This window comes from Bradyrhizobium sp. JYMT SZCCT0180, from assembly GCF_018130165.1.
In the GTDB taxonomy this organism is placed as follows: Bacteria; Pseudomonadota; Alphaproteobacteria; order Rhizobiales; family Xanthobacteraceae; genus Bradyrhizobium.
In genome coordinates this window covers 155613-175022 of sequence record NZ_JAFCLZ010000019.1, presented here as the reverse complement: position 1 = coordinate 175022, position 19410 = coordinate 155613, and the positions used below count along the sequence as shown (strand labels likewise).

Below are 19410 nucleotides of genomic sequence, written 5' to 3'. Positions count from 1 at the left end.
CCGTTCGGTTGTCAGGAACGAAGCTTCTTCAGGAACGACTTGGCAATTCCACGATGCCGGTCCCCAGCACCGATACTTCATTGTCCTGGTTGCAGGCTTCCTGCTCGATCTCGACGAGGTGACGTCCACCCTCGACGAACTTGCGCTTCACCTTGCCTCTGATGAACAGCATGTCGCCCTCGGGATTGTGCCGGCGGATCTTGCAGGTCGCGCGGCGCAGGAAGCCATCGTCGCCCATCCAGTTGGTGAGATGATGGGTGAGCCAGGAGCAGCGTTCCGGACCGTAATCGTAGGCGCCGGGCGCGCCAACTTCGAGCGCGAACTCCTCTTCCCAGTGCACGCGCTCGGGGCAATCGGGAATATTGAAGCGGTTCGGAATGCCGAGACCGCGATGGGCGTCCTGCAGCTTCCAGGCGAGCTTGTTGGCGCGGATGTAAAGGCCGCCCCACCCTTGCGCATAGGCGATGAAGCCGGTGACCGTCATCGGTCCCTTGAACATCACGGGCAGCGCCTCACCCTCGGTGACGTCCTGCCAGTAGCGCTTGCGCGAACCCTGAATCCGCTCCTCGGCATAGAGCTTGTAGGCGTCAGCCAGTTCCTGCTCGCTATAACGGCGCGGCGCGCGGGCCTTGACCTCCTTGTACTTGGTGCCTTGCTCGCGCGCGTGGTCGCGCTCGGTGCGGAAGCACCAGCTATCCGCCTCGGCGACGAGGTCGCCCTGCTGGTTGAAGAAATCGACATGATAGGTCTGCTGGATCGCCCGGCCCGCGAAGCGCGTCTGGTGCTCGACGAGATCCTTCAGCTTGGCTTCGGTCGAAATCACGTCGTTGCGCCTGACCGCCTTGTGCCAGGTCCAGTCGGCGCCCGACCACATCGCGTGGACGCCGGGCAAACCGCCGACATAGCCTGACACGATGCGGCTGGTCGAGAACAGGAAGCTCGGCAGCGCGATGATGCCGCCATGGTTGGTCTTGGCGGCATAATCAGGATCGCACCACAGCGGATTGTCGTCGCCGATGCCGTGCGCGTAGTGACGGATGTTGTCGCGCGTCGCCTCATAGCACCAGGGCTCGGCGGTGACGCCGATGGAGACGCCGATGCGCTTGCGCAGATCGTCGAGGCCGTCCTCGGTGATCTTCGGAAATCTGGTTTCGACGGTATCAAGCATTGACGTTCCTTCCTTTCAGGCTTTTGCCTCTATCTCGCTTCTGATTTCGTGATGGCCTGCTCGCGGTCGCGCAGCACCTTGCGGTTGACCTTGCCGGCCGGTGTCTTTGGCAGTTCGCTGACGAAGCTGACGACACGCGGATATTCGTGATGGCTGAGGCGCTGGCGCACGACGTCCTGGATCTCGTGCTGGAACGCTTCATCGCCGGCCCGGTCGGTGACGACGAAGGCTTTTACGACTTGCCCGCGCAGCGGATCGGCGACGCCGATGGCGGCGGCCTCGCGCACTTGCGGGTGCTTGAGGATCGCGTCCTCGATTTCGACGGCGCTCATGGTCCAGCCGGCGGAGATGATCACATCGTCGGCGCGGCCACCGTGATAGAAGTATCCGTCCTCGTCGATGCGGCCGAGATCCTTGGTCGCAATCCACTGTCCGTGGCGCCAGACCTTCAGTTCGCCTGCGACCCCGGGCGGGCATTGCCGGCCTTCGGCATCGTGGACTTCAACGCGTCCGCCGGGAATCGGTTTACCCAATGAACCGGGCTTGACGACGAAATCGCCGGCGCCGGGATAGCTCACCAGGATCACGCCGATCTCGGTGGTGCCGTACATGCTGCAGACCGGCCGGCCAAAAACATGCTCGACGAACGAAGCGGTCTCGCTGTCGATCGGCTCGCCGGTGAAGGACAGTTTCTCGATCGCGTAGCGATAATTCGGCGCCGCGCCCGAATTCCGCATCATGCGATAATGGGTGGCGGCCGCCGAGATGTTGGTGAACTGATGCTGTTGCAGCGCCGCCAGCAGCCGCTCCGGATTGAACTTGCCGGCATAGGCGCCAATGGTGATGCCGAGCGCCAGCGGCGCCAGCGTGCCGTGCCAAAGACCATGGCCCCAGGCCGGCGACGACGGGCAGATGAAGCGATCGCCGGGCCGCAAACCGGTGCCATACAGCGCTGCCACCATCAGCGTGACGATCGCACGATGGCTGTGCTTGACCGCCTCGGGGAGCTCGCGCGTCGTCCCCGACGTATACTGAAACAGTGCCAGCGCGTCGGCCGTCGTGTTTGATGTGAAGTGCGGCGAGAAGCGCTCAAGTCCCTTCAGGAACGCATCGTCGGCGACCACGATCTTCGCTTCGATGCCGTCCAGGCTCGGCGCCTTCTCGGCGTTCGTCACGATCAGCCGCGGCGTACAATCGTTGACGCGCAGCTTGACGCCATCGGGCCCGAACAGCGTGAACAAGGGAACGGCGATCGCGCCCGCCTTCATCGTGCCGAACACCGCCACGTAGAACGCCCGCGATGGTTCCAGCATGATCGCCACGCGATCGCCGGGCTTGACGCCTTCGCTCGTCAGATAATGGGCGAAGCGCGACGAGGCTTCCGAGATCTCGCGAAAGCTCAACAGTTCATCCGGCCCGTCGGCGTGAACGACAATGACAGCCGGATTGGAGCGCCCGGCGTGCCGGTCGATGCATTCATGGGCGATGTTCAGGCGTTCGCGATTGCCCGCGAACAGTTCCCAGAGTCTGGCAGAGGAAAATTCCGCCTGCGCATCCGCGTAGCTCGTGAAGTGGGTCAGCTTGGTCATGGCGGCAAAATACCGAAGACAAACCGATTGTCAAATAGCGTTTATAATTGTATATGTACAATCAACTCATCTCGTTGTTGCGCCGCAAGCGTTGTTGTACAGAGACAATCATGCCGAATCCCAAATCGCCGCGGGTCCGCGCGGTACCCGCCGTCACCCGCGCCATCGCCATTCTGCGGCTGCTCAGCCGCAGCCGTTCGCCGCAAAGCCTCAAGGCGATTGCGGAGAGTCTTGACCTCGTGCCCAGCACCGCGCTGCACATCGTGCGCGCGCTCGTTGCCGAAGATTTGCTGCAAGTCGATCCGCTGACAAAACGATACAGGCTCGGCGTCGGCATGCTGCCGCTGGCGCGCGCGGTGCTCGAGAACAGCGACTTTCCGAACCTGGTGCGGCCGAAGCTGGATGATCTCTCACACCGCTACGGCGTGATGGCGATCGGCGTCGAAGTGCCCGACCTCGACAACATGATCGTGATCGCCCTTGCCCGCAGCCAGGCGCCGGTGCGCCTGCATGTCGATGTCGGGAGCCGGTTTCCCGCGCTGATCAGCGCCACGGGGCGATGCGTCGCCGCGTTTTGCGGGCAACCGCAGAAGGAGATCGAGAAGCGATTTCGCCTGTTGCGCTGGCACAACGCGCCGAGCTACGATTCTTGGCGCAAGGAAGTCGAACAGGTGCGCCGCCAGGGTTTCAGCATCGATCGCGGCAATTACATCGACGGCGTCACCATCGTGGCGGTGCCGGTTCTGAACAGCCAGGGCACGATCTCGCACACGATCGCCGCCGTCGGCCTCGGCAGCCAGCTCGACCGTGCGCAATCGCTGGCACTGGCGAACGACATGGGCATCGCCGCGCGCGAGGTCGCCGCGCAGCTGCCGCCGCAGTTCTAGGGACAGTTTACGGAATCAGTTCCCGGAATTGGTCCTCGCCTGCCACGACAACGCCAACCACGCGCGTTGCGACATGTTCTCCAACGCGATGCGGGACGCGATTGCAATCAAAAGAGCGGTGCCTCAATATCCGATTGCTGCGCCGTCGCTGCGCGGATCGCTCGCTCCCTCGAAAATGCCGCTCAGCGTGCGAACCACCGCTCCCGCATGGCCCATCGTCGCGGTGAACTCCGCAAGCAATTCGACATCGTGTCCTGCCGATCGCAACGCCTTGACGAGCGAGCCGTCAAAGCGCGACTCGAGCTTCAATGTAACGCTGGCTTCGCCCCAGGTCTTCCCAAGCAACCAGCGGGGCGCCGTGACGGCACTCTGCAGCGATTGTCCAAACATGGCGTATCGCGTGAAGATCGCCGCCTGTGTTTGCGGCTGCCCCTCCCCGCCCATGGTCCCGTAGACCATCGTCCGTCCGTCGTCGAACCTGGCATAGGCCGGATTCAGCGTGTGAAAGGGCTTCCTTCGCGCCGATAGCGAGCGTGGACCGGCACCTGTCAGGGAGAAGCTCGCACCGCGGTTCTGCCAGGTAATGCCCGTATCGGGCAGAACGCAGCCCGAACCGAACTCGAAATAGATGCTCTGGATGAAGCTTACCGCCAGACCATTGCCGTCGATGGCACCCAGCCACACCGTATCGCCGCCTTCGGAGACGCCAGGCCATGGCATCGCCCGGTGCCGGTCGATCTTCGAGGCCAGCCGATCGAGGGCACAGGCGGAAAGATAATCAAGAACATTCTCGGTCATGGCGTCCGGATCTCCGATAATCCGGTCGCGGACCAGGAAAGCCTGCTTTGTCGCTTCCACCAATCCATGCAAATGTTCGAAGCCTTCGGCCTCCCTGACGCCGAGCCTATCAAACAGCGCCAGAATCATCAGAGAAGACAGGCCCTGAGTCGGAGGCGGAAAATTATACAGCTCGGCATTCGCCACGCGAACGGACAAAGGCACGCGAACGCGCGACCGATGAGCGGCGAGATCGCCGAGGCTGACGGGAGAACCACAACGAGCCAGATCAGCGGCGATGCTCGCCGCGAGTTCACCGCGGTAGAAGTCGGCGGCGCCGAATTCTCCGATCCGACGCAACGTACGCGCCAGCGCCGGCAGCTTCATGACTTCGCCAGCAAGCGGCGGATGACCATCGCGCAGATAGGTGGCCGCAAAGCCCGGCACATCTCGCAGTTCGGCGAGTTTCGCAGCGGTCAGTTCAGCCTGGCTTTGCGTGACGGCAAAGCCATTCTCGGCGTACCAGACGGCATCCTCGACCAGACGCGACAGCGGCAAACGGCCGCCCAGGCGCCGGCTTTCGTTGACGGCTGCATCCCAGCCGGAAATTGTACCTGCCACCGTGTTGGCGGCAAGTGGGCCCCGGGTCGGAATCGCGGTCAAGCCGGCCGCGTGGTAGAATTCAGGAGTCGCGGCATCCGCCACGCTCCCACAGCCCTCGATCGCAACTGGATCACCTCCTTGCGCCGCGATCAGCCAGAATCCATCCCCGCCGATGCCGGTCATGTGCGGATAGACCGCGGCCAGCGTCGCGGCCATCGCGAGCGTGGCTTCGATTGCGTTTCCACCCTCGCGCAGGATTCTAAGTCCAGCCTCGCTGGCAAGGTGATGCGGCGAGGTGACCATTCCCCGAAGCGATCGCGGCGTGTTCAGCATGTCGAACGGCCCCCATTCGAATTTGACGAGCGGAAGGGCTGCGATATCACCTGAGGAGCCGTGTGTCCAAGGCTAGCCCTTGGCCGCGCGTTCGGAAAGATAGGCGCCGGACGCCGATGCTTTTCTGGCAATGGCGACCGGATCGGCGCCGACCAAACTACCGGCGTGCTTCTTCACGACTCCACCCACGATGACGGTATCGACATCGGCGACGGTTGCCGCTGAAACGACTGCCCCGATCGCGTCGGCCGGCGAAGACAGGCCGGGTCTATCGGCCCGCAGCAACACGAGGTCTGCCCGCTTGCCTGCCTTCAGGCTGCCTATCTTGCTGTCGAGGCCAATGGTTCGAGCGGCATCGATTGTTGCGAACCCAAGAACGTCGCGGGCGGTGATTGGAGGAAAAGCCTTGTCCTGGAATGCCTGCATTCGCGCGACCTGGTGCGCCGCATGCATCTGCGTAAACATGTCTCCTCCGGTCGTCGTGACGACGTCAACGCCCAGGCCCGGACGCATCCCCGCGGCAAGCGTCGCGTTGATCGCTGGAATCCCGAAATCCATCATCATCTCAACCGATGGAGTGGAGATGCAATGGCCGCCGCTGTCGCGAATAAGCTTGCGATCCTCGGTGCTCAACGTGACGCAATGGACATAGTTGGTGCCTTCGAACAGCAATCCGGCGTCGCGCAACTTGCGCAGCGACTGATACGGCACGCCACCGTTACCGATACCCACATGGACCGATACAGGCAGGCCGAGTTCCTTGGCCAGCGTCCAGTCGCTGCGCGTGACATCGAGTGTCGACATGAACTCGGGACCCCGCAAGGCCAGCGCCATCGTCGCCAATCCGTCGCTTGCGGTGAAATACATCTCGCGCACGCGCTTGACGTCGTCCCGCACCAACGGCTTCTTGCTCTCGTAGAACCACTCTGCCGAAGTATTCGGAAACCCGTACCCGAACACCACGCGAATGCCGCTGTTGCGGTGCGCCCGCACGGCCTCATCGGCATGGGCCGGCGTGTTCATGATATGAGCCCAGTCATAGACGGTGGTAATGCCTGCGTTGAGAGCCTCGATGTCGCTCGACATTGTGCCGGCATAGACGTCATCTGGACGATAATGCGGTGCGAGTTTAGCCAGTATGTTGCCGAAGTAAGCGCCGAGATCCGTGTCTACGGCAGCATGGCGAATCGACCCCTGCCAGCAATGCCGATGCGCATCAACGAAGCCCGGAAGCACGATCATGTCGCGAGCATCGATAATGGTGGCATCGGTTGCAGAAAGATTGCTGCCAATCGCAGCAATGTATCCGCCATCGAGGAGAACATCGTTTGCCCGCAGCACACCAGCACCTTCCATGGTGATGATGGTCCCGCCCTTGATCAGCAACCGCGACGGCGACTTCTGGCCGGTTTGTCCCATCGCGGGTATCGGGAGCCCCTGCGTAGCGGCAACCGCGCCTGCTGCGGAAGCGATCATGAGTGCGCGCCTGTCAATCATCATACGTTCTCCATTGCATTGCTTTGAAAATCCACTCAACACCGCTGGCAGTCGATCGGCCATGCGACGGCTATCGGCGCACCGGGAAAGACATCAGGACACCGGACCCGCCGGTTCAGTGCCGCAATCCAGGGAACGTGCTATTTTTCGTTATCCGCGCCGCGCGCCATGCGACTGGGATCGAGCGCCAGTGCCAGGGCAGCACCAAGAAGAGACATTGCCGTAATCTGAATGAGACCGGCCTGTGCCCAGCCAACCAGGCCGGCGAGCGCTCCGATCAGATATCCCGCGATTGCGCCCGCACTGTAGATGCTGGTGACAAAGATACCGGAGGCGCGACTGCCCAGCGTTCCCACGACCGCCTTCACATGATAGCCGGCAAGATTGACATAAATGGTCCCGCTGACCACCAGGCCCCAGGTAAACGAGAGCCCGGCCTGGATCGCAAATGCGCTGCCGGCATGAAACAACAGGTAACCGAGCAGCGCGGCCACAAGGAAAGTCAGGCCAAACACCAACCGGGGCGAAAACCGGTCTCCGAGCCATCCGCCGGCGATGGAGGCCAACACCCCAAGTCCAAAGATGCCCATCACAGAACTTGTGGCGCCGGGCGTGTAGCCAAGTTGTTCTCGCAGATAGGTCGGATACATGCCGAGGTAACCGTAGATAATCAAACCACCGATCATGCTCATCAAGGTCAGCAGCACCGTATTGCGGTTCAGCAATTTGGGCGATCCCTGCGAATTGATGCCTCCCTGCATCTGGGCCCGCGTCTCGGTCAGCCACGGCTTGACACCGAACGCAATGAAAGCCATCGCGACGAACCCCAGCAACCCGAACGCAATCATGGGCGCACGCCATGTACCATACTGCGCAAGCAAGACACCGCCGAGCATCGGCCCGATGATCGCGCCGATCCCGAAGCAGAAGTTCACCGAACCGACGGCCGCTGCGCGGTAACGCGTGAAATAGCTCGTCGCGATCGCCAGCAAAGCAGTCAATTGCATCGCCTCGCCGATACCCGTGACGGCCCGGTAGGCAAGCATGTCGGCAAAGCCGTAAGAGAATGCAGTGAGCGCCGTACCAACCGAGAAGATTGCGATACCTATCTGTCCCACGGCTTTGCGTGAGAAGCGCGCCAGGAGGTAGCCGGTGGGAACGCCCGCAACCGCCATGCCGAGCGTGAATACGGTCGACAGCAATCCGGTATGGGAGAGAGCGAAGCCGTATTCCTTGCGAACGTCGGCGGCAAGCAACGGAAATATTTGACGATCCATCGCGTTGACGGCGTAGGAGGCGAGCAAGATTCCGAACATGACGAGCGCCATCGTGTGCTGGCTGCTCGCCTTCGCAACGGTCGAACCCGGAAGGCTGTCGACCTCTCCAGCAAAACCCGTGTCCCGCATAATGCTTCCTTTCGAAATGGCGTGATGAGGCTCAACGTCGGGAACAGTTGTTCCCGACGATTTCCGTTCAAAGGCTGCTTGCCGCTCGGAATCCTGCGCGAAAGCTTGAAGCTGGGCTCTAGGTAGCTGTGCTCGCGACGTACCAATCAAAGATCTGTTCGCCCGTCGCAAACATGACCTGCGGACGCTGCGCGATGTGCTGCAGCGCCTCCTTGAAGTAGCGCAGGCGATGTGGCGCACCCATGATGTAGGGATGAACGACGAGCGCCATGATGCGAGCCGAAGCTTCCGCGTCGGCGTAGAGTTGCTCGAACTGATCGATGGCACGATCGCGATATTCGGAAGCCTTGTGATGCTGGATCAGCATCATCGCGACATCGTTGCATTCTTGCGTATAAGGAATGTTGACGATGGGGCGGCCCCGCGTTTTCAGCGTGACGGGCTGATCGTCGAGCACCCAATCGCAAACGTAATCATATCCTTCTTCGGCAAGGATATCCGGCGTCTCCCAGGTTTCGGTCAAACCAGGCCCCAGCCATCCACGCGGCGGACGGCCGGTATAGTCGCGGATTGCAGCCGACGTCCTGGTGATATCGGCGCGTTCGTCGGCCACCTTCTGCATGTTCTTCTGGGTGAAGCCGTGACCAATGAACTCCCAGCGCCGGTCCAGCGCGGCCTTTGCTATCGGCTCATAGGCCTTTATCGCCGAGCCGTTGATCGCGAGCACGGCCGGAATCTTGAGCTGGTCGAGAACCGGCAGCATGCGCCAGAACCCGACGCGGTTGCCGTACTCGTGCCAGGCCCAATTGGGAATGTCGGGACTGGGAACGCCACCGGCCGGCGGCGTCAGTACCGTTCGCGGCATCGGCTGCTGCGGATCCCATTCTTCGACGTTGACGATGACCCATACCGCAAGCCGCGCGTCGTTGGGCAGTTGAAGCCGCGGACGGGCGGAAATCGGAGAATATTTTATGCGCTCTGTAGGCAGCATCGACGTCAAGCCTCCCTTGAACCGATAGTCAGCGCCAGCTTTCCTATCGAAGCGATCTCCGCGACCAGCCTGTCACCGGGCCCAACGGGACCCACGCCGGCTGGAGTGCCGGTGAAGATGAGATCTCCCGCAGCCAACGCATATTGAAGGGAGAGATTGGCGACGATCTCCGAACAGTTCCAGATCATCTGGGCGATGTCGCCGGTTTGCCGTGTATCGCCGTTTACGCTGAGCGTGACCTTGCCGGCAGACAGATGTCCGATATCGGCGGCCCGACAAATGGGGCCGCACGGCGCCGAAGCATCGAATGATTTTCCGACCTCCCACGGCAAACCTGCGGCTCGCGCGTCGCGTTGGCGGTCCCGCCTCGTCAGATCGATGCCGACGGCGTAACCGAACACGTGATCCAGCGCACTTGCGATGCCGATGCTGCGTCCACCGCGTCCCACCGCAATGACAAGCTCAACTTCGTACTGGAAGTCCGAAGTGTGCGGAGGATAAGGCACCTCTGCGCCGTGCTCGACGATGGCGTCGGCTGGCTTTTGAAAGAAGAAGGGCGGATCGCGCTCGTCGCCCTCCTTCATTTCGCGGATGTGATCGACGTAATTTCGTCCAACGCAATAGATGCGGCGAACCGGAAATCGCATCGACTGCCCCGCAATCGCGACAGACGTCACCTCCGGTTCATAGACATATTTCCTGACACCAGCGTTCATATCAGCACCACCTCAGTTCCATCAATTATGGATACACTTAGGCCATTGTCAACAAGAATTGTACACACTTTGGCGGTACAGGAGGATAACTAGAACAATGTTCGTTATTTCGGACTACGGCTGATACACTTGCAACTGCGTTCGCGGATGGTCCAACCGCCGGAAATTGGGAGAGCAATGAGAACTGCAACTGAAACTGACGCGAGCGATCTGCCACGATCGCAGACGGTCCTTGATATGCTGCGCGCGCTCCTGCTCGACGGTCGCCTGGCGGCGGACACACGGCTGAACGAAGTACACCTCAGTCACGAATTCGACGTTTCACGCACGCCGATTCGGGCAGCACTGCAAACTTTGGCGGGCGAAGGTCTGCTCGAATATCTGCCAAATCGCGGCTACAAAGTTCGGGCCATTCCGTTGTCCGAGATCGTTGACGCCTACGAGATGCGCGCCCTGGCGGAGGGCCTTGCCGCCCGGCTGGCCGCGGAACGCGGACTTACACCGCTGCAACAGGGCGAGATCGAGAGCGCGCTTGCGTTGGGCGACGACATTTTGAATGCTCCCGGGGAGACCCTCGACAACCAGCGCTCTGCATACGGCGCGATCAACGACCGCTTTCACCGCAATATTCGTGACGCCGCGGAATCGCGTCTGGTCAGGGACGTCGTGCAGCTATGTCAACGCGTGCCGCACGCTTCGGCGCACAACATCGTTGCGTTCGAGATCGATGACGTACGCAAGCGCCACGGTGAGCATCACAAGATATATGAAGCAATTCTGTTCCGAGAACCAAAAAAGGCCGAAGCACTTATGCAAGCTCATGTGCTCGGGGTGAAATCCGCCGCGGCGCGCGCAGTCGCGCGGCTGGAATTCGAGAAGGGCTCCAGCGTTCAAACCGGGAGACAACGTCAACGCCGCGCATAAGGCGGTGCTGACGTCGTACCGGGTCGGCGCCTCTTGGCACCCGCATGCGCCCGTGCTGACCGTCACTGGCCGTAACTCAGCGGCGCCAGATTCTATCCTCGCTCCAGCCGAGCTCCGCGAACTCGCCTGCGCGCAATGGCGCCTCTTCCGCGGCAAAGAATTCGTCGAGTTGCGGCGGACGGACACCGGTCGCGCTCAACATCGCATGCGCCTGGCCGCGATGATGGATCTGGTGCTGGAACAGATGCAGCAGCAGCCGGTCCATCCGCTCATGTTGAATGCGACTGCCGCGGTGGACGTTGACGATGCGATCGAGGCCTTCAGCGCCGAGGCGCTCGACGAAGGTGATCAACCGGCGGTCCATCTCGCCTTGTGCGTCGCGGAGAATGCTGACGGTTTCGCACGGCTCCTGGTTGGCCCAGGCCGCCGGCCCCAATGTGCCGCCTTCCAGGGCATCGATGTAGAAGCGATCGATGATCAGGATGTGATTGAGGGTGGCGCGCAAGCTTGGAAAGAAGCCGGTGCGCGGCGCGGTGAATTCGGCCTGTGATAGCGCTGCACAGGCGGTCAGCAGGCGATGATTGGCCCAGCCATTGTTGTAGGCCATGGTGCGGAAAGGAAGCACGGCATCCATCGCATCTGCTCCCGCCTGACGGCTCAGACCTTGACGAGGCGCACGCGCGTGCCCCAGGGGTCGGCGGCCTCGAGACCACCAGCAACAGACGCGACCTGGACGCCGGCCTGACGCAGGCGCTCTTCCTTTGCCGCGAACAAATCCGCCTTCTCGATCTCCAGCGAAAACCAGGCGAGGCCGGTGGCCGCGTCGTTCCGTTGCCCGGCGCCGGCGCTTTGCCAGACGTTGAGACCGAGATGGTGATGGTAGCGCCCGGAGGACAGGAACGCGGCGCCGCTGCGCGCCCGCGTCGGATCGAAGCCGAGCGTGCCGCGGTAGAAGCCGTCGGCCTTCGCGAGATCGCCGACGCGCAGATGCATGTGTCCGATGCGCAAGCCGTCGGGCGCCTTGGCGTAATCGCTGACGTTGGTGTTGGTGAGCGAGACGAGGTTGTCGATATCGAGTTGGTCGGTTCCCATCGTCACGGTGCCCTCGCTCCATTGCCAGAGCGAGGGATCGCGATCGGCATAGACCTCGATGCCGTTCCCCTCGGGGTCGTCGAGATAGACGGATTCGCTGACGCGATGATCGGCAAAACCCGACAACGGAACGCGGTGGATCGCGGCGTTGACCAGCCAGCGCGCGAGATCCTTGCGCGTCGGCATCAGGAAGGCGGCGTGATAAAGCCCGGCTGCGCTGCGGGCTTCGTTCGCGGCGTCCGGGCGCGCCTCGAGCACCAGGAGCTTCACCCCGCCGGCGCCGAGCACCGCGCCGGTGGCCGAGCGTTCCATCACGGCAAGGCCGAGCACGTCGCGATAATAATCCGCCACCACATCGAGCTTGCGGACGCGGATCGTCACCATGCCGATCCGCATCGGCGTGCGGTTGGCGAAAGTCGGCCCACCGCCGCTGCCGCCCTGCTCGGCGCGCGCCGCGGCCGTGGCGGCCGCTGCGAGTGAGGAGGCGCCGGCGAGATGCAGCAAGGTGCGACGGGTCATATCGAGGTTCATGGTGAGCGTGTTGCCTGGGTTCGAATGGGATGACGGCGGGTCTATCACATTTTCGATCGGCGAACTGCCCGCCATCGCGCGCGTTTCAATCACATCTGCGTCGGCGGAATGGCAGTCACCCGGAGGTTACCAGGCCTACCCCAGCGCGCGATAAATCCCGCGCTCGAACTGCCGGTAGGCCACCAGCGCCTGTTTGTCGACGAAGGGCAGGATCTGCATCATGATCACGCCCGCAATGCGTTTTTTCGGATCGATCCAGTAATAGGTATTGAACAGGCCGGCCCAGGTGAGACTGCCGGCCGCGCGACCCTCGCGGACCGGATCGACATTGATCATGTGGCCAAGCCCCCAGCGCAGATGGACGCCCGGGAAAAAATCCACGTCGTTTGAAAGCGCGGGATTGGCGGTCTTGAGAATTCCTGCTTCGATATTGCCGATCTGGTTGGTCGACATCATTGCGACGGTATCCGGCCGCAACAGGCTTGTGCCGCGAAAACGTCCGCCGCTCAGCAACGCCTGCAGCAGGACCAGATAGTCCGGCGCCGTCGAATAGATGCCGCCGCCGCCGGAAAAGGCTGATGTCGGGGCCAGCTTCTCGAACGGTTTTGGGACGAGCTTTCCGCCGGCGTCGCGCACATGCAGGCTGGCCTGACGGGCGCGCTGCTGCTCGGTGATGACAAAGCCGGTGTCGCTCATGCCGAGCGGGCCGGTGATGTGTTCACTGAAATAGCGATCGATGCTTTGCCCGCTGGCGATCTCAACCAGCTGGCTGACATTGTCGATGCTGCCGCCATAGGCCCATCGTGCGCCTGGCTCGAACATCAGCGGCCGGCGCGGCAGCGCCGGATCGGACCGCGCCGCTTTCTGGTAGCGAACCACATTTGGATCCCACAGCGGGTAGCTGAAGCCGGATGTGTGCGTCAGCAGGTTGCGCAGCGTGATCGGCTTGTGCGCCGGTCGCAACTGCGGTGTGCCTTTGGCATCGAAGCCTGCGAGGACCTGGGGCGAGGCAAGCGTCGGATCGATGTTGGCTGATGGTTCATCCAGTTTCAGTTTGCCGCGCTCGACCAGCTGCAATGCGGCCACCGAGGTCAGCAATTTGACCATCGAGGCGATACGAAAAACCGTATCTGACGACATCGGCGTTGCGGCCGCGACGTTGCGGGTGCCGAACGTGCCCTGATACACGACCGAGGTTTCGTTCGCGGCCATCGCGACCACGCCGGGTATTTCCCTGGCAGCAACTTTCGCCTGCAACGCGGCGTCGATCGCATCGCCTGAAACCGGCTTGCGGGCGGGTGCGGCAAAACCCGCATTAGAAACCAGGCCTGCCGCCGCAAGCCCGGCGCTCCGCACCAACACATCACGCCGACTGAGCAATCCTGTCATCGCGTTCCCGAATGCCGCGCCGAGATTCGGGCATTCTAGACGCTTCGAAACCGATGACGCCAGTGGGCTGAACCGGCGCGGCGACGCCGCGCCGGGCGCGTTCGCTTCAGCCTATTTCCATTTCGTCAGATAGAAGCGCGGCAGCTCGTCCGAATAGGGGGTGAAGTCGAGCTGCCTGGAATAGCCGTAGGTCGTCACATAGGTGTGCAGCGGCGCGAAATAGGCCTGCTGGGTGACCCGCTGGATCACGGCCGAGTAGGCCTTGTTGCGGACTTCCGTGTCGATGGATGAACCGCCTTCGATCAGCCATTTCTGCACGTCGGGATCGCGCGCATAGTCGTCGGCGCCGCCGTCAAGGAAGTTCGGCATGAAGGCCGACACGTCGTTGATCGAGTAACTGCCCCAGCTTCCGATGTAGGTGCGCAGTTCGCCGGCCTTCGCCTTCTGGATCAGTGCCGCCGTCTGCAGCTGGTTGAGCTTGGCGCGAATGCCGACGGCGATCAGATAGTTCTGCACCGCCGAGCCCCATTGCGGCAGCACATAGCTCGCCACTTCGAGGTCGAAGCCATCGGGATAGCCGGCCTCGGCGAGAAGCTGCTTTGCCTTGGCAGGATTGTAGTCGTACAGCGTCGCGGCCTCGCCGTTGCAGCCGAACTGGGTCGGGAAGCAGGGCGCCGCCGGAACACGGCTGCCGCCGGTGACGAGCTTGTCGGCCATCGCCTGCCGGTCGATCGCGTGCCAGATCGCCTGGCGTACCTTGAGCTTGGTGATCGGATTATCCGCGCCGGTGCGACCGGCCGCGTCGAGCGAGAGATAGCCGACCCGCATCGATTCCTTGCGCACGGCCGCAATGTGCGGAAGCTTGTTCACGTTTTCGAACTGGTCGGGATTCATGTTCCAGATCCAGTCCGCACGGCTGGCCAGCAACTCCGTCATTTCCGTGGTCGCGTCCGGCACGAAACGCACGCTCATCTTCTTGATCGCCGGCTTGCCCTTGGGGCTGCCGGCCCAATAATCCTCGAAACGCTCGAAGTCGATGGAGGCGCCCGCTTCGACCTTGGTGATCTTGTAGGGGCCGGCGCCGACCGGCGCCTTGGCGTAGCCTTCCGCGCCAACCTTCTCGCGGTAGGCCTTCGGATAGATCGGCACGACCATGGCGAAATAATCCAGCGCCGCGGGCGTCGGCCGCTTCAGCTTGACGCGTACCGACAGGTCGCCGGTCTTCTCGGCCTTTTCAATCCAGTTGTAGTTCGCGGGCGTCGACACCTTGCTCCCGGGATCGGACACCAGATTGAGCGTGTAGACGACGTCATCGGCCGTGAACGCGCTGCCGTCGTGGAATTTGACACCCGGCCGCAGCGTGAATTCGATCGTGGTCGTATCCGGCAGCTTCCACTCGGTGGCGAGCAGCGGCTCGTTCTTGAACGTTTCAGGATTGCGGTAAACCAGCCCGTCCCAGGCCTGGTGGTGCATCACCACGCCGGTGCGCAGATTGTTGTAGTAGGGATCGACGTTCGGCAGCGCGTCACGCATCGTGATCCGCAACGTGTCGGCGGACTTCTGCGCCAGCGCCGGGGAAGCGCCGGCACCGACCAGTGCCGCCGCGAGGATCGCCGCACCAAATCTCAATTGCACGCCCATGCCGTCCTCCTTTGGTTCCGATCGCAAGACCGATTTCAAGCACACTCTATGCCAGATGGCACTCTACCATTCCCTGGGGGGCGCGGGCCATGGGCGTTGGTGCCACACGGCGGCAGCGTTCGACCGCGATACCGCAGCGCGGATTGAACCGGCAGCCCGGGGGAATATTGGCCGGATCCGGCATGGCGTCGCCGAGGCCGATATCGGGCACGCCGCGGCCCGGCTCCGGCGTCAGCACGCTTTGCAGCAACGCCTGCGTGTAGGGATGACCGGGCGCACGAAACAGTGCGTCGGTTTCGTTGCGCTCGACGAAACGACCGAGATACATCACCGCGACCTCGCTCGCGACATGCTCCACGACAGCCAGATTGTGGCTGATGAACAGATAGGTCAGTCCGAGATCGCGGCGCAGATCGGCGAGCAGATTGAGGATTTGCGCCTGCACGGAAACGTCGAGCGCGCTGGTCGGCTCGTCGCAGATCACGATCCGCGGCTCGAGCACCAGCGCACGGGCAATCGCCGCCCGCTGGCGCTGCCCGCCGGAGAGTTGCGAGGGCATGCGCTCGCCCATCGCCGCCGAAAGCCCGACGCGTTCGAGAATTTGAGCGACCCGGCGCTCGATGTCCGCGCGTGAGAAGGTGCCCTGGGCGGTCAATGGCAGCGCGACGATGTCCTTGATGCGGTGGCGCGGATTGAGCGAGGCGAACGGATCCTGGAACACCGGCTGGATCAATCGCGCCCGCGCCTTGCGGTCGAGGTCGAACAGGCGCTTGCCGTCGACCAGCACGGTCCCCGCCGTCGGCTTCAGCAGCCCGAGGATCAGCCGCGCGAGGGTGGATTTTCCGCAGCCGGATTCGCCGACAATGCCGAGCACGCTGCCCGCCGGCACGCTGAAGGTCACGTCGTCGACCGCGATCACGCGTTTTTCCGGCGCGAACCAGCCGGCGTTGACCCGGAACTCGCACCGCAAATTCTGGACTTCGATCGCGACGCTCATGCGGGCTGCGGCTCCGAGAATTGCGGTGCGAGCCGGCAAAGATAGTCGTGCGCGCTACCTGCCTGGCGGCGCGGGATTTCGCGTTCGCAGCTGGCGTCGGCATGCGAACAGCGCGAGCGGAATGCGCAGCCTGCAAAGCCGGGTCCGATCGCCGGCACCACGCCCGGGATCGAGCCGAGCGGCCGGTCGCGCTGCACCCGGCCCGGCACCGGCACGCAGGACAAGAGGCCGCGCGTATAGGGGTGTTGGGGGCTGCGGAACAATTCCGCGGTCGGCGCGCGCTCGACCACCTCGCCCGCATACATCACCGACACCCGGTCGGCGACGCGGGCGACGATGCCGAGGTCATGGGTGATCAAGAGGATCGCAAGGCCGAGTTCGCGCTTCAAGGTCGCCAGCAGCCGCAGGATCTGCGCCTGCACGGTAACGTCGAGCGCGGTGGTCGGCTCGTCGGCGACCAGCAGTTCGGGATCGCACATCAACGCCATCGCGATCATGACGCGCTGACGCAAGCCGCCGGAAAGCTGGTGCGGAAACTGGCCGAGCCGCATCTCCGGCGCGGTGATACCGACGCGGCCCATCAGTTCGACCGCGCGCTCGAGCGCGGCGGTGCGCGAGCCGCCCTTGTGGCGGGTCAGCACCTCAGCCATTTGCGAGCCGATCGTAAAGGCCGGATTGAGGCTGGTCATCGGCTCCTGGAAGATCATCGAGATCCGATTGCCGCGCAGGCGCGCCATCTCGCGGTCGGACAGCGAGAGGAGGTCGGTGCCGGCAAAGCTCATGCGTTTGGCGGAGCGCCGGCCGCCGCGCGCGAGCAGGTTCATGATCGACAGCGCGGTCACCGATTTGCCGCAGCCGGATTCGCCGACCAGGCAATGGGTCTCGCCCTTCTCGACCTGCAACGAGGCGCCGCGCACCGCCGCGCTGCGGCCGCCGAACATCACTTCGAGATCCTCGATGTCAAGCAATGCGCTCATCGCGACCGCTCCGAGCCGAGCAGATTGCGCAATCCGTCGCCGACCAGGTTGATGCCGAGCACCAGGACGAACAGCGCGACGCCGGGAATCATGATCACCCAGGCCGAAAAGAACATGTAATCCTTGCCCTCGGCGATCATCAGGCCCCAGGACGGCAGCGGCGGCGGCACGCCGAGGCCGAGGAACGACAGCGCCGCCTCGAGCAGGATCGCAAGCGCCATTTCCAATGTGGCCACCACGGCAAGATGGCTCGCGATGTTCGGCAATATCTCCCTGACCAGCAGATGCGAGGTCGAGGCGCCGGCGCAGCGGGCCGCGTTGACGTAATCGAGGCTGCGAATCTGCATCGTGGTCGCGCGCGCCACCACCGCAAAGCGGTCCCACAACAGAAGCCCGAGGGTTGCGACCACGAGGCCAAGGCCCGAGCCCATCAGCCCCACGACGGCGAGCGCCACCAGCACCACCGGGATCGACAGCCGCGTGGTGATGGCGAACAGCACCGCATCGTCGATGCGGCCGCCGAAGAAGCCGCCGAGCACGCCGAGCGTGATGCCGATCAATCCCGACGTGATGACCGTCATGATGCCGATCAAGAGCGAGATGCGCGCGCCATACACCAGCCGCGCCAGATAATCGCGGCCGAGCTGATCGGTGCCGAGCAGATGCCCGGCCTGGGTGCCCTCCATCCAGAATGGCGGCTTGAGGCGGTTGCCGAGATCCTGGGTGAAGGGATCATGCGGCACCAGCTGATTGCCGATAATCGCGGCCACCGCGATGATGCCGACGATGACGATCCCGACCGTGAAGCCGGCCACGCCGACCCGCGACGTCAGCGGCGCATGGATTGCAATCGGTTCGCTCATCCGGTCCGGAGCCTCGGATCAAGCAGCGCATTGAGGATGTCGGAAAGCAGCGTGAGGCCGATATAGATCGCCGCCAGCACCAGCACCACCGCCTGCACCACAGGAAAATCGTTCTTGGCGATGCTCTCCCAGCCGAGATATCCGACGCCATGCAACGCGAACACCGTTTCGATAACGATGGAGCCGCCGAGCATGAAGCCGAGCTGCACCGCGGCGATCGACACCACGGGGATCGCGGCGTTGCGAAGCGCGTGCTTGAAGATGATGCGTGCGCGCGACAGGCCCTTGGCGCGCGCGGTGCGGATGTAGTCGGACGCCATCGCCTCGATCATGCCGGAGCGCGTGAGTCGCGTCAGGGCAGGGATTGCCGTAAAAGCGAGCACGATGCCCGGCATCACGAAGTGCTGCCAGGTGCCGGTGCCTGAAATTGGCAAGATGCCGAGATTGAGACCGAGCACGATCATCAGGATCAGGGCGAGCCAGAAGCTCGGGATCGCCTGCCCCACCATCGTGAACATGGTGACGCCGCGGTCGAGCCAGGTGTTCTCGCGAACCGCCGCGAGGATGCCGAGCGGGATCGAGATGATCAGAGCCAGGCTCAGCCCCACCAGCCCGAGCGTGAGCGTGATGGGCAGGCGCTTCGCGATCAGGTTGGAGACGCTGTCCTTGAAGAAATAGCTCTGGCCGAAATCGCCGACCATGGCGCGGCCGACCCAGGAAAAGAACTGGACGTAGAGCGGACGATCGAGGCCGTACGCCTTGCGAATGATTTCGACGTCGGCCTGCGTCGCGGACGGGCCGGCGATGGAAATGGCAAGGTCGCCCGACAGCCGCGTCAGCATGAATGCAAGCGTCATCACCGTGAGCGCGACCAGGAGGCCGAGACCGAGACGCCGGGCAATCAGAAGCAGCATCGAGAAGTCCAATACCGAAACGCAACGAGAGTGTTCAGGTCGGTGTCCCCTACCCGAAGCGACCGCACGGTGTCATCAAACAGACCCTCCATGCAAGAGCACGACTTGCCACATG

The 19410-nt window shown here is 63.0% G+C and carries 17 protein-coding genes; 2 read left to right on the top strand and 15 right to left on the bottom strand.

Going from position 1 to position 19410, the window contains the following annotated elements; all coding sequences use genetic code 11:
• Positions 1-28 precede the first annotated feature (28 nt).
• Both JQ641_RS26760 and JQ641_RS26755 read right to left on the bottom strand, forming a co-directional pair.
• Entirely contained in the window at positions 29-1168 is a 1140-nt protein-coding gene (locus tag JQ641_RS26760; RefSeq protein WP_211998861.1) for an FAS1-like dehydratase domain-containing protein, read from the bottom strand.
• A gap of 29 nt (positions 1169-1197) precedes the next feature.
• A complete protein-coding gene (locus JQ641_RS26755) occupies positions 1198-2757 on the bottom strand; it encodes an acetate--CoA ligase (protein ID WP_211998860.1) in 1560 nt (519 codons plus the stop codon).
• A 110-nt stretch (positions 2758-2867) separates the two neighbouring features.
• Here JQ641_RS26755 and JQ641_RS26750 point away from each other — a divergent pair, with 110 nt between their 5' ends.
• Positions 2868-3644 carry an IclR family transcriptional regulator gene (locus tag JQ641_RS26750; protein ID WP_211998859.1) on the top strand — a complete coding sequence of 259 codons (777 nt, stop codon included), beginning with the start codon at positions 2868-2870 and terminating at the stop codon, positions 3642-3644.
• A gap of 123 nt (positions 3645-3767) precedes the next feature.
• Here the strand turns inward: JQ641_RS26750 and JQ641_RS26745 are convergent, their stop codons facing one another.
• The 5 genes from JQ641_RS26745 to JQ641_RS26725 form a co-directional block, all read right to left on the bottom strand.
• On the bottom strand, positions 3768-5357 hold the full coding sequence (locus JQ641_RS26745; protein ID WP_211998858.1) for a gamma-glutamyltransferase family protein: 1590 nt from the start codon (positions 5355-5357) through the stop codon (positions 3768-3770).
• A gap of 72 nt (positions 5358-5429) precedes the next feature.
• Entirely contained in the window at positions 5430-6833 is a 1404-nt protein-coding gene (locus JQ641_RS26740; protein WP_211998857.1) for an amidohydrolase family protein, read from the bottom strand.
• 161 nt (positions 6834-6994) lie between these two features.
• Positions 6995-8410, bottom strand: a complete 1416-nt coding sequence (locus JQ641_RS26735) for an MFS transporter (protein ID WP_211998856.1) — start codon at positions 8408-8410, stop codon at positions 6995-6997.
• Positions 8379-9251: a polysaccharide deacetylase family protein gene (locus JQ641_RS26730; RefSeq protein ID WP_211998855.1), complete on the bottom strand. Its 873-nt coding sequence runs from the start codon at positions 9249-9251 to the stop codon at positions 8379-8381. Before JQ641_RS26730 ends, JQ641_RS26735 begins: the two co-directional genes overlap by 32 nt.
• 5 nt (positions 9252-9256) lie before the next feature.
• Entirely contained in the window at positions 9257-9967 is a 711-nt protein-coding gene (locus JQ641_RS26725; RefSeq protein WP_211998854.1) for a fumarylacetoacetate hydrolase family protein, read from the bottom strand.
• A 177-nt stretch (positions 9968-10144) separates the two neighbouring features.
• On the opposite strand from JQ641_RS26725, the gene JQ641_RS26720 reads away from it, so the two are divergent.
• The gene (locus tag JQ641_RS26720) at positions 10145-10891 is read left to right on the top strand and encodes a GntR family transcriptional regulator (RefSeq protein WP_211998853.1); all 747 of its coding nucleotides are present in this window, start codon (positions 10145-10147) and stop codon (positions 10889-10891) included.
• Positions 10892-10967: 76 nt separating this feature from the next.
• Here JQ641_RS26720 and JQ641_RS26715 read toward each other — a convergent pair whose 3' ends face one another.
• From JQ641_RS26715 to JQ641_RS26680, 8 genes are all read right to left on the bottom strand, one after another.
• Positions 10968-11525, bottom strand: coding sequence for a DinB family protein (locus JQ641_RS26715; RefSeq protein ID WP_211998852.1), 558 nt, complete (start codon positions 11523-11525; stop codon positions 10968-10970).
• 23 nt (positions 11526-11548) lie between these two features.
• Complete coding sequence (locus JQ641_RS26710) at positions 11549-12514, bottom strand: VOC family protein (protein ID WP_211998851.1); 966 nt, start codon at positions 12512-12514, stop codon at positions 11549-11551.
• Between the two features lie 135 nt (positions 12515-12649).
• Positions 12650-13903 carry a serine hydrolase domain-containing protein gene (locus JQ641_RS26705; protein WP_211998850.1) on the bottom strand — a complete coding sequence of 418 codons (1254 nt, stop codon included), beginning with the start codon at positions 13901-13903 and terminating at the stop codon, positions 12650-12652.
• 111 nt (positions 13904-14014) lie between these two features.
• On the bottom strand, positions 14015-15544 hold the full coding sequence (locus tag JQ641_RS26700) for an ABC transporter substrate-binding protein (RefSeq protein WP_211998849.1): 1530 nt from the start codon (positions 15542-15544) through the stop codon (positions 14015-14017).
• A gap of 46 nt (positions 15545-15590) precedes the next feature.
• Positions 15591-16541, bottom strand: coding sequence for an ABC transporter ATP-binding protein (locus tag JQ641_RS26695; protein ID WP_211998848.1), 951 nt, complete (start codon positions 16539-16541; stop codon positions 15591-15593).
• Positions 16538-17518, bottom strand: coding sequence for an ABC transporter ATP-binding protein (locus JQ641_RS26690; RefSeq protein WP_211998847.1), 981 nt, complete (start codon positions 17516-17518; stop codon positions 16538-16540). The genes JQ641_RS26695 and JQ641_RS26690 overlap by 4 nt, the downstream gene beginning before the upstream one ends.
• Positions 17515-18381, bottom strand: coding sequence for an ABC transporter permease (locus JQ641_RS26685; protein WP_211998846.1), 867 nt, complete (start codon positions 18379-18381; stop codon positions 17515-17517). The genes JQ641_RS26690 and JQ641_RS26685 overlap by 4 nt, the downstream gene beginning before the upstream one ends.
• Positions 18378-19295: an ABC transporter permease gene (locus JQ641_RS26680; protein WP_192736646.1), complete on the bottom strand. Its 918-nt coding sequence runs from the start codon at positions 19293-19295 to the stop codon at positions 18378-18380. Before JQ641_RS26680 ends, JQ641_RS26685 begins: the two co-directional genes overlap by 4 nt.
• Positions 19296-19410 lie beyond the last annotated feature (115 nt).

Coding starts and splice junctions, on each gene's coding strand:
- JQ641_RS26725 (WP_211998854.1), bottom strand. CDS start 9,967: ATGAACGCTGGTGTCAGGAAATATGTCTATGAACCGGAGGTGACGTCT.
- JQ641_RS26685 (WP_211998846.1), bottom strand. CDS start 18,381: ATGAGCGAACCGATTGCAATCCATGCGCCGCTGACGTCGCGGGTCGGC.
- JQ641_RS26680 (WP_192736646.1), bottom strand. CDS start 19,295: ATGCTGCTTCTGATTGCCCGGCGTCTCGGTCTCGGCCTCCTGGTCGCG.
- JQ641_RS26745 (WP_211998858.1), bottom strand. CDS start 5,357: ATGCTGAACACGCCGCGATCGCTTCGGGGAATGGTCACCTCGCCGCAT.
- JQ641_RS26760 (WP_211998861.1), bottom strand. CDS start 1,168: ATGCTTGATACCGTCGAAACCAGATTTCCGAAGATCACCGAGGACGGC.
- JQ641_RS26720 (WP_211998853.1), top strand. CDS start 10,145: ATGAGAACTGCAACTGAAACTGACGCGAGCGATCTGCCACGATCGCAG.
- JQ641_RS26740 (WP_211998857.1), bottom strand. CDS start 6,833: ATGATCGCTTCCGCAGCAGGCGCGGTTGCCGCTACGCAGGGGCTCCCG.
- JQ641_RS26695 (WP_211998848.1), bottom strand. CDS start 16,541: ATGAGCGTCGCGATCGAAGTCCAGAATTTGCGGTGCGAGTTCCGGGTC.
- JQ641_RS26705 (WP_211998850.1), bottom strand. CDS start 13,903: ATGACAGGATTGCTCAGTCGGCGTGATGTGTTGGTGCGGAGCGCCGGG.
- JQ641_RS26700 (WP_211998849.1), bottom strand. CDS start 15,544: ATGGGCGTGCAATTGAGATTTGGTGCGGCGATCCTCGCGGCGGCACTG.
- JQ641_RS26750 (WP_211998859.1), top strand. CDS start 2,868: ATGCCGAATCCCAAATCGCCGCGGGTCCGCGCGGTACCCGCCGTCACC.
- JQ641_RS26715 (WP_211998852.1), bottom strand. CDS start 11,525: ATGGATGCCGTGCTTCCTTTCCGCACCATGGCCTACAACAATGGCTGG.
- JQ641_RS26755 (WP_211998860.1), bottom strand. CDS start 2,757: ATGACCAAGCTGACCCACTTCACGAGCTACGCGGATGCGCAGGCGGAA.
- JQ641_RS26690 (WP_211998847.1), bottom strand. CDS start 17,518: ATGAGCGCATTGCTTGACATCGAGGATCTCGAAGTGATGTTCGGCGGC.
- JQ641_RS26730 (WP_211998855.1), bottom strand. CDS start 9,251: ATGCTGCCTACAGAGCGCATAAAATATTCTCCGATTTCCGCCCGTCCG.
- JQ641_RS26710 (WP_211998851.1), bottom strand. CDS start 12,514: ATGAACCTCGATATGACCCGTCGCACCTTGCTGCATCTCGCCGGCGCC.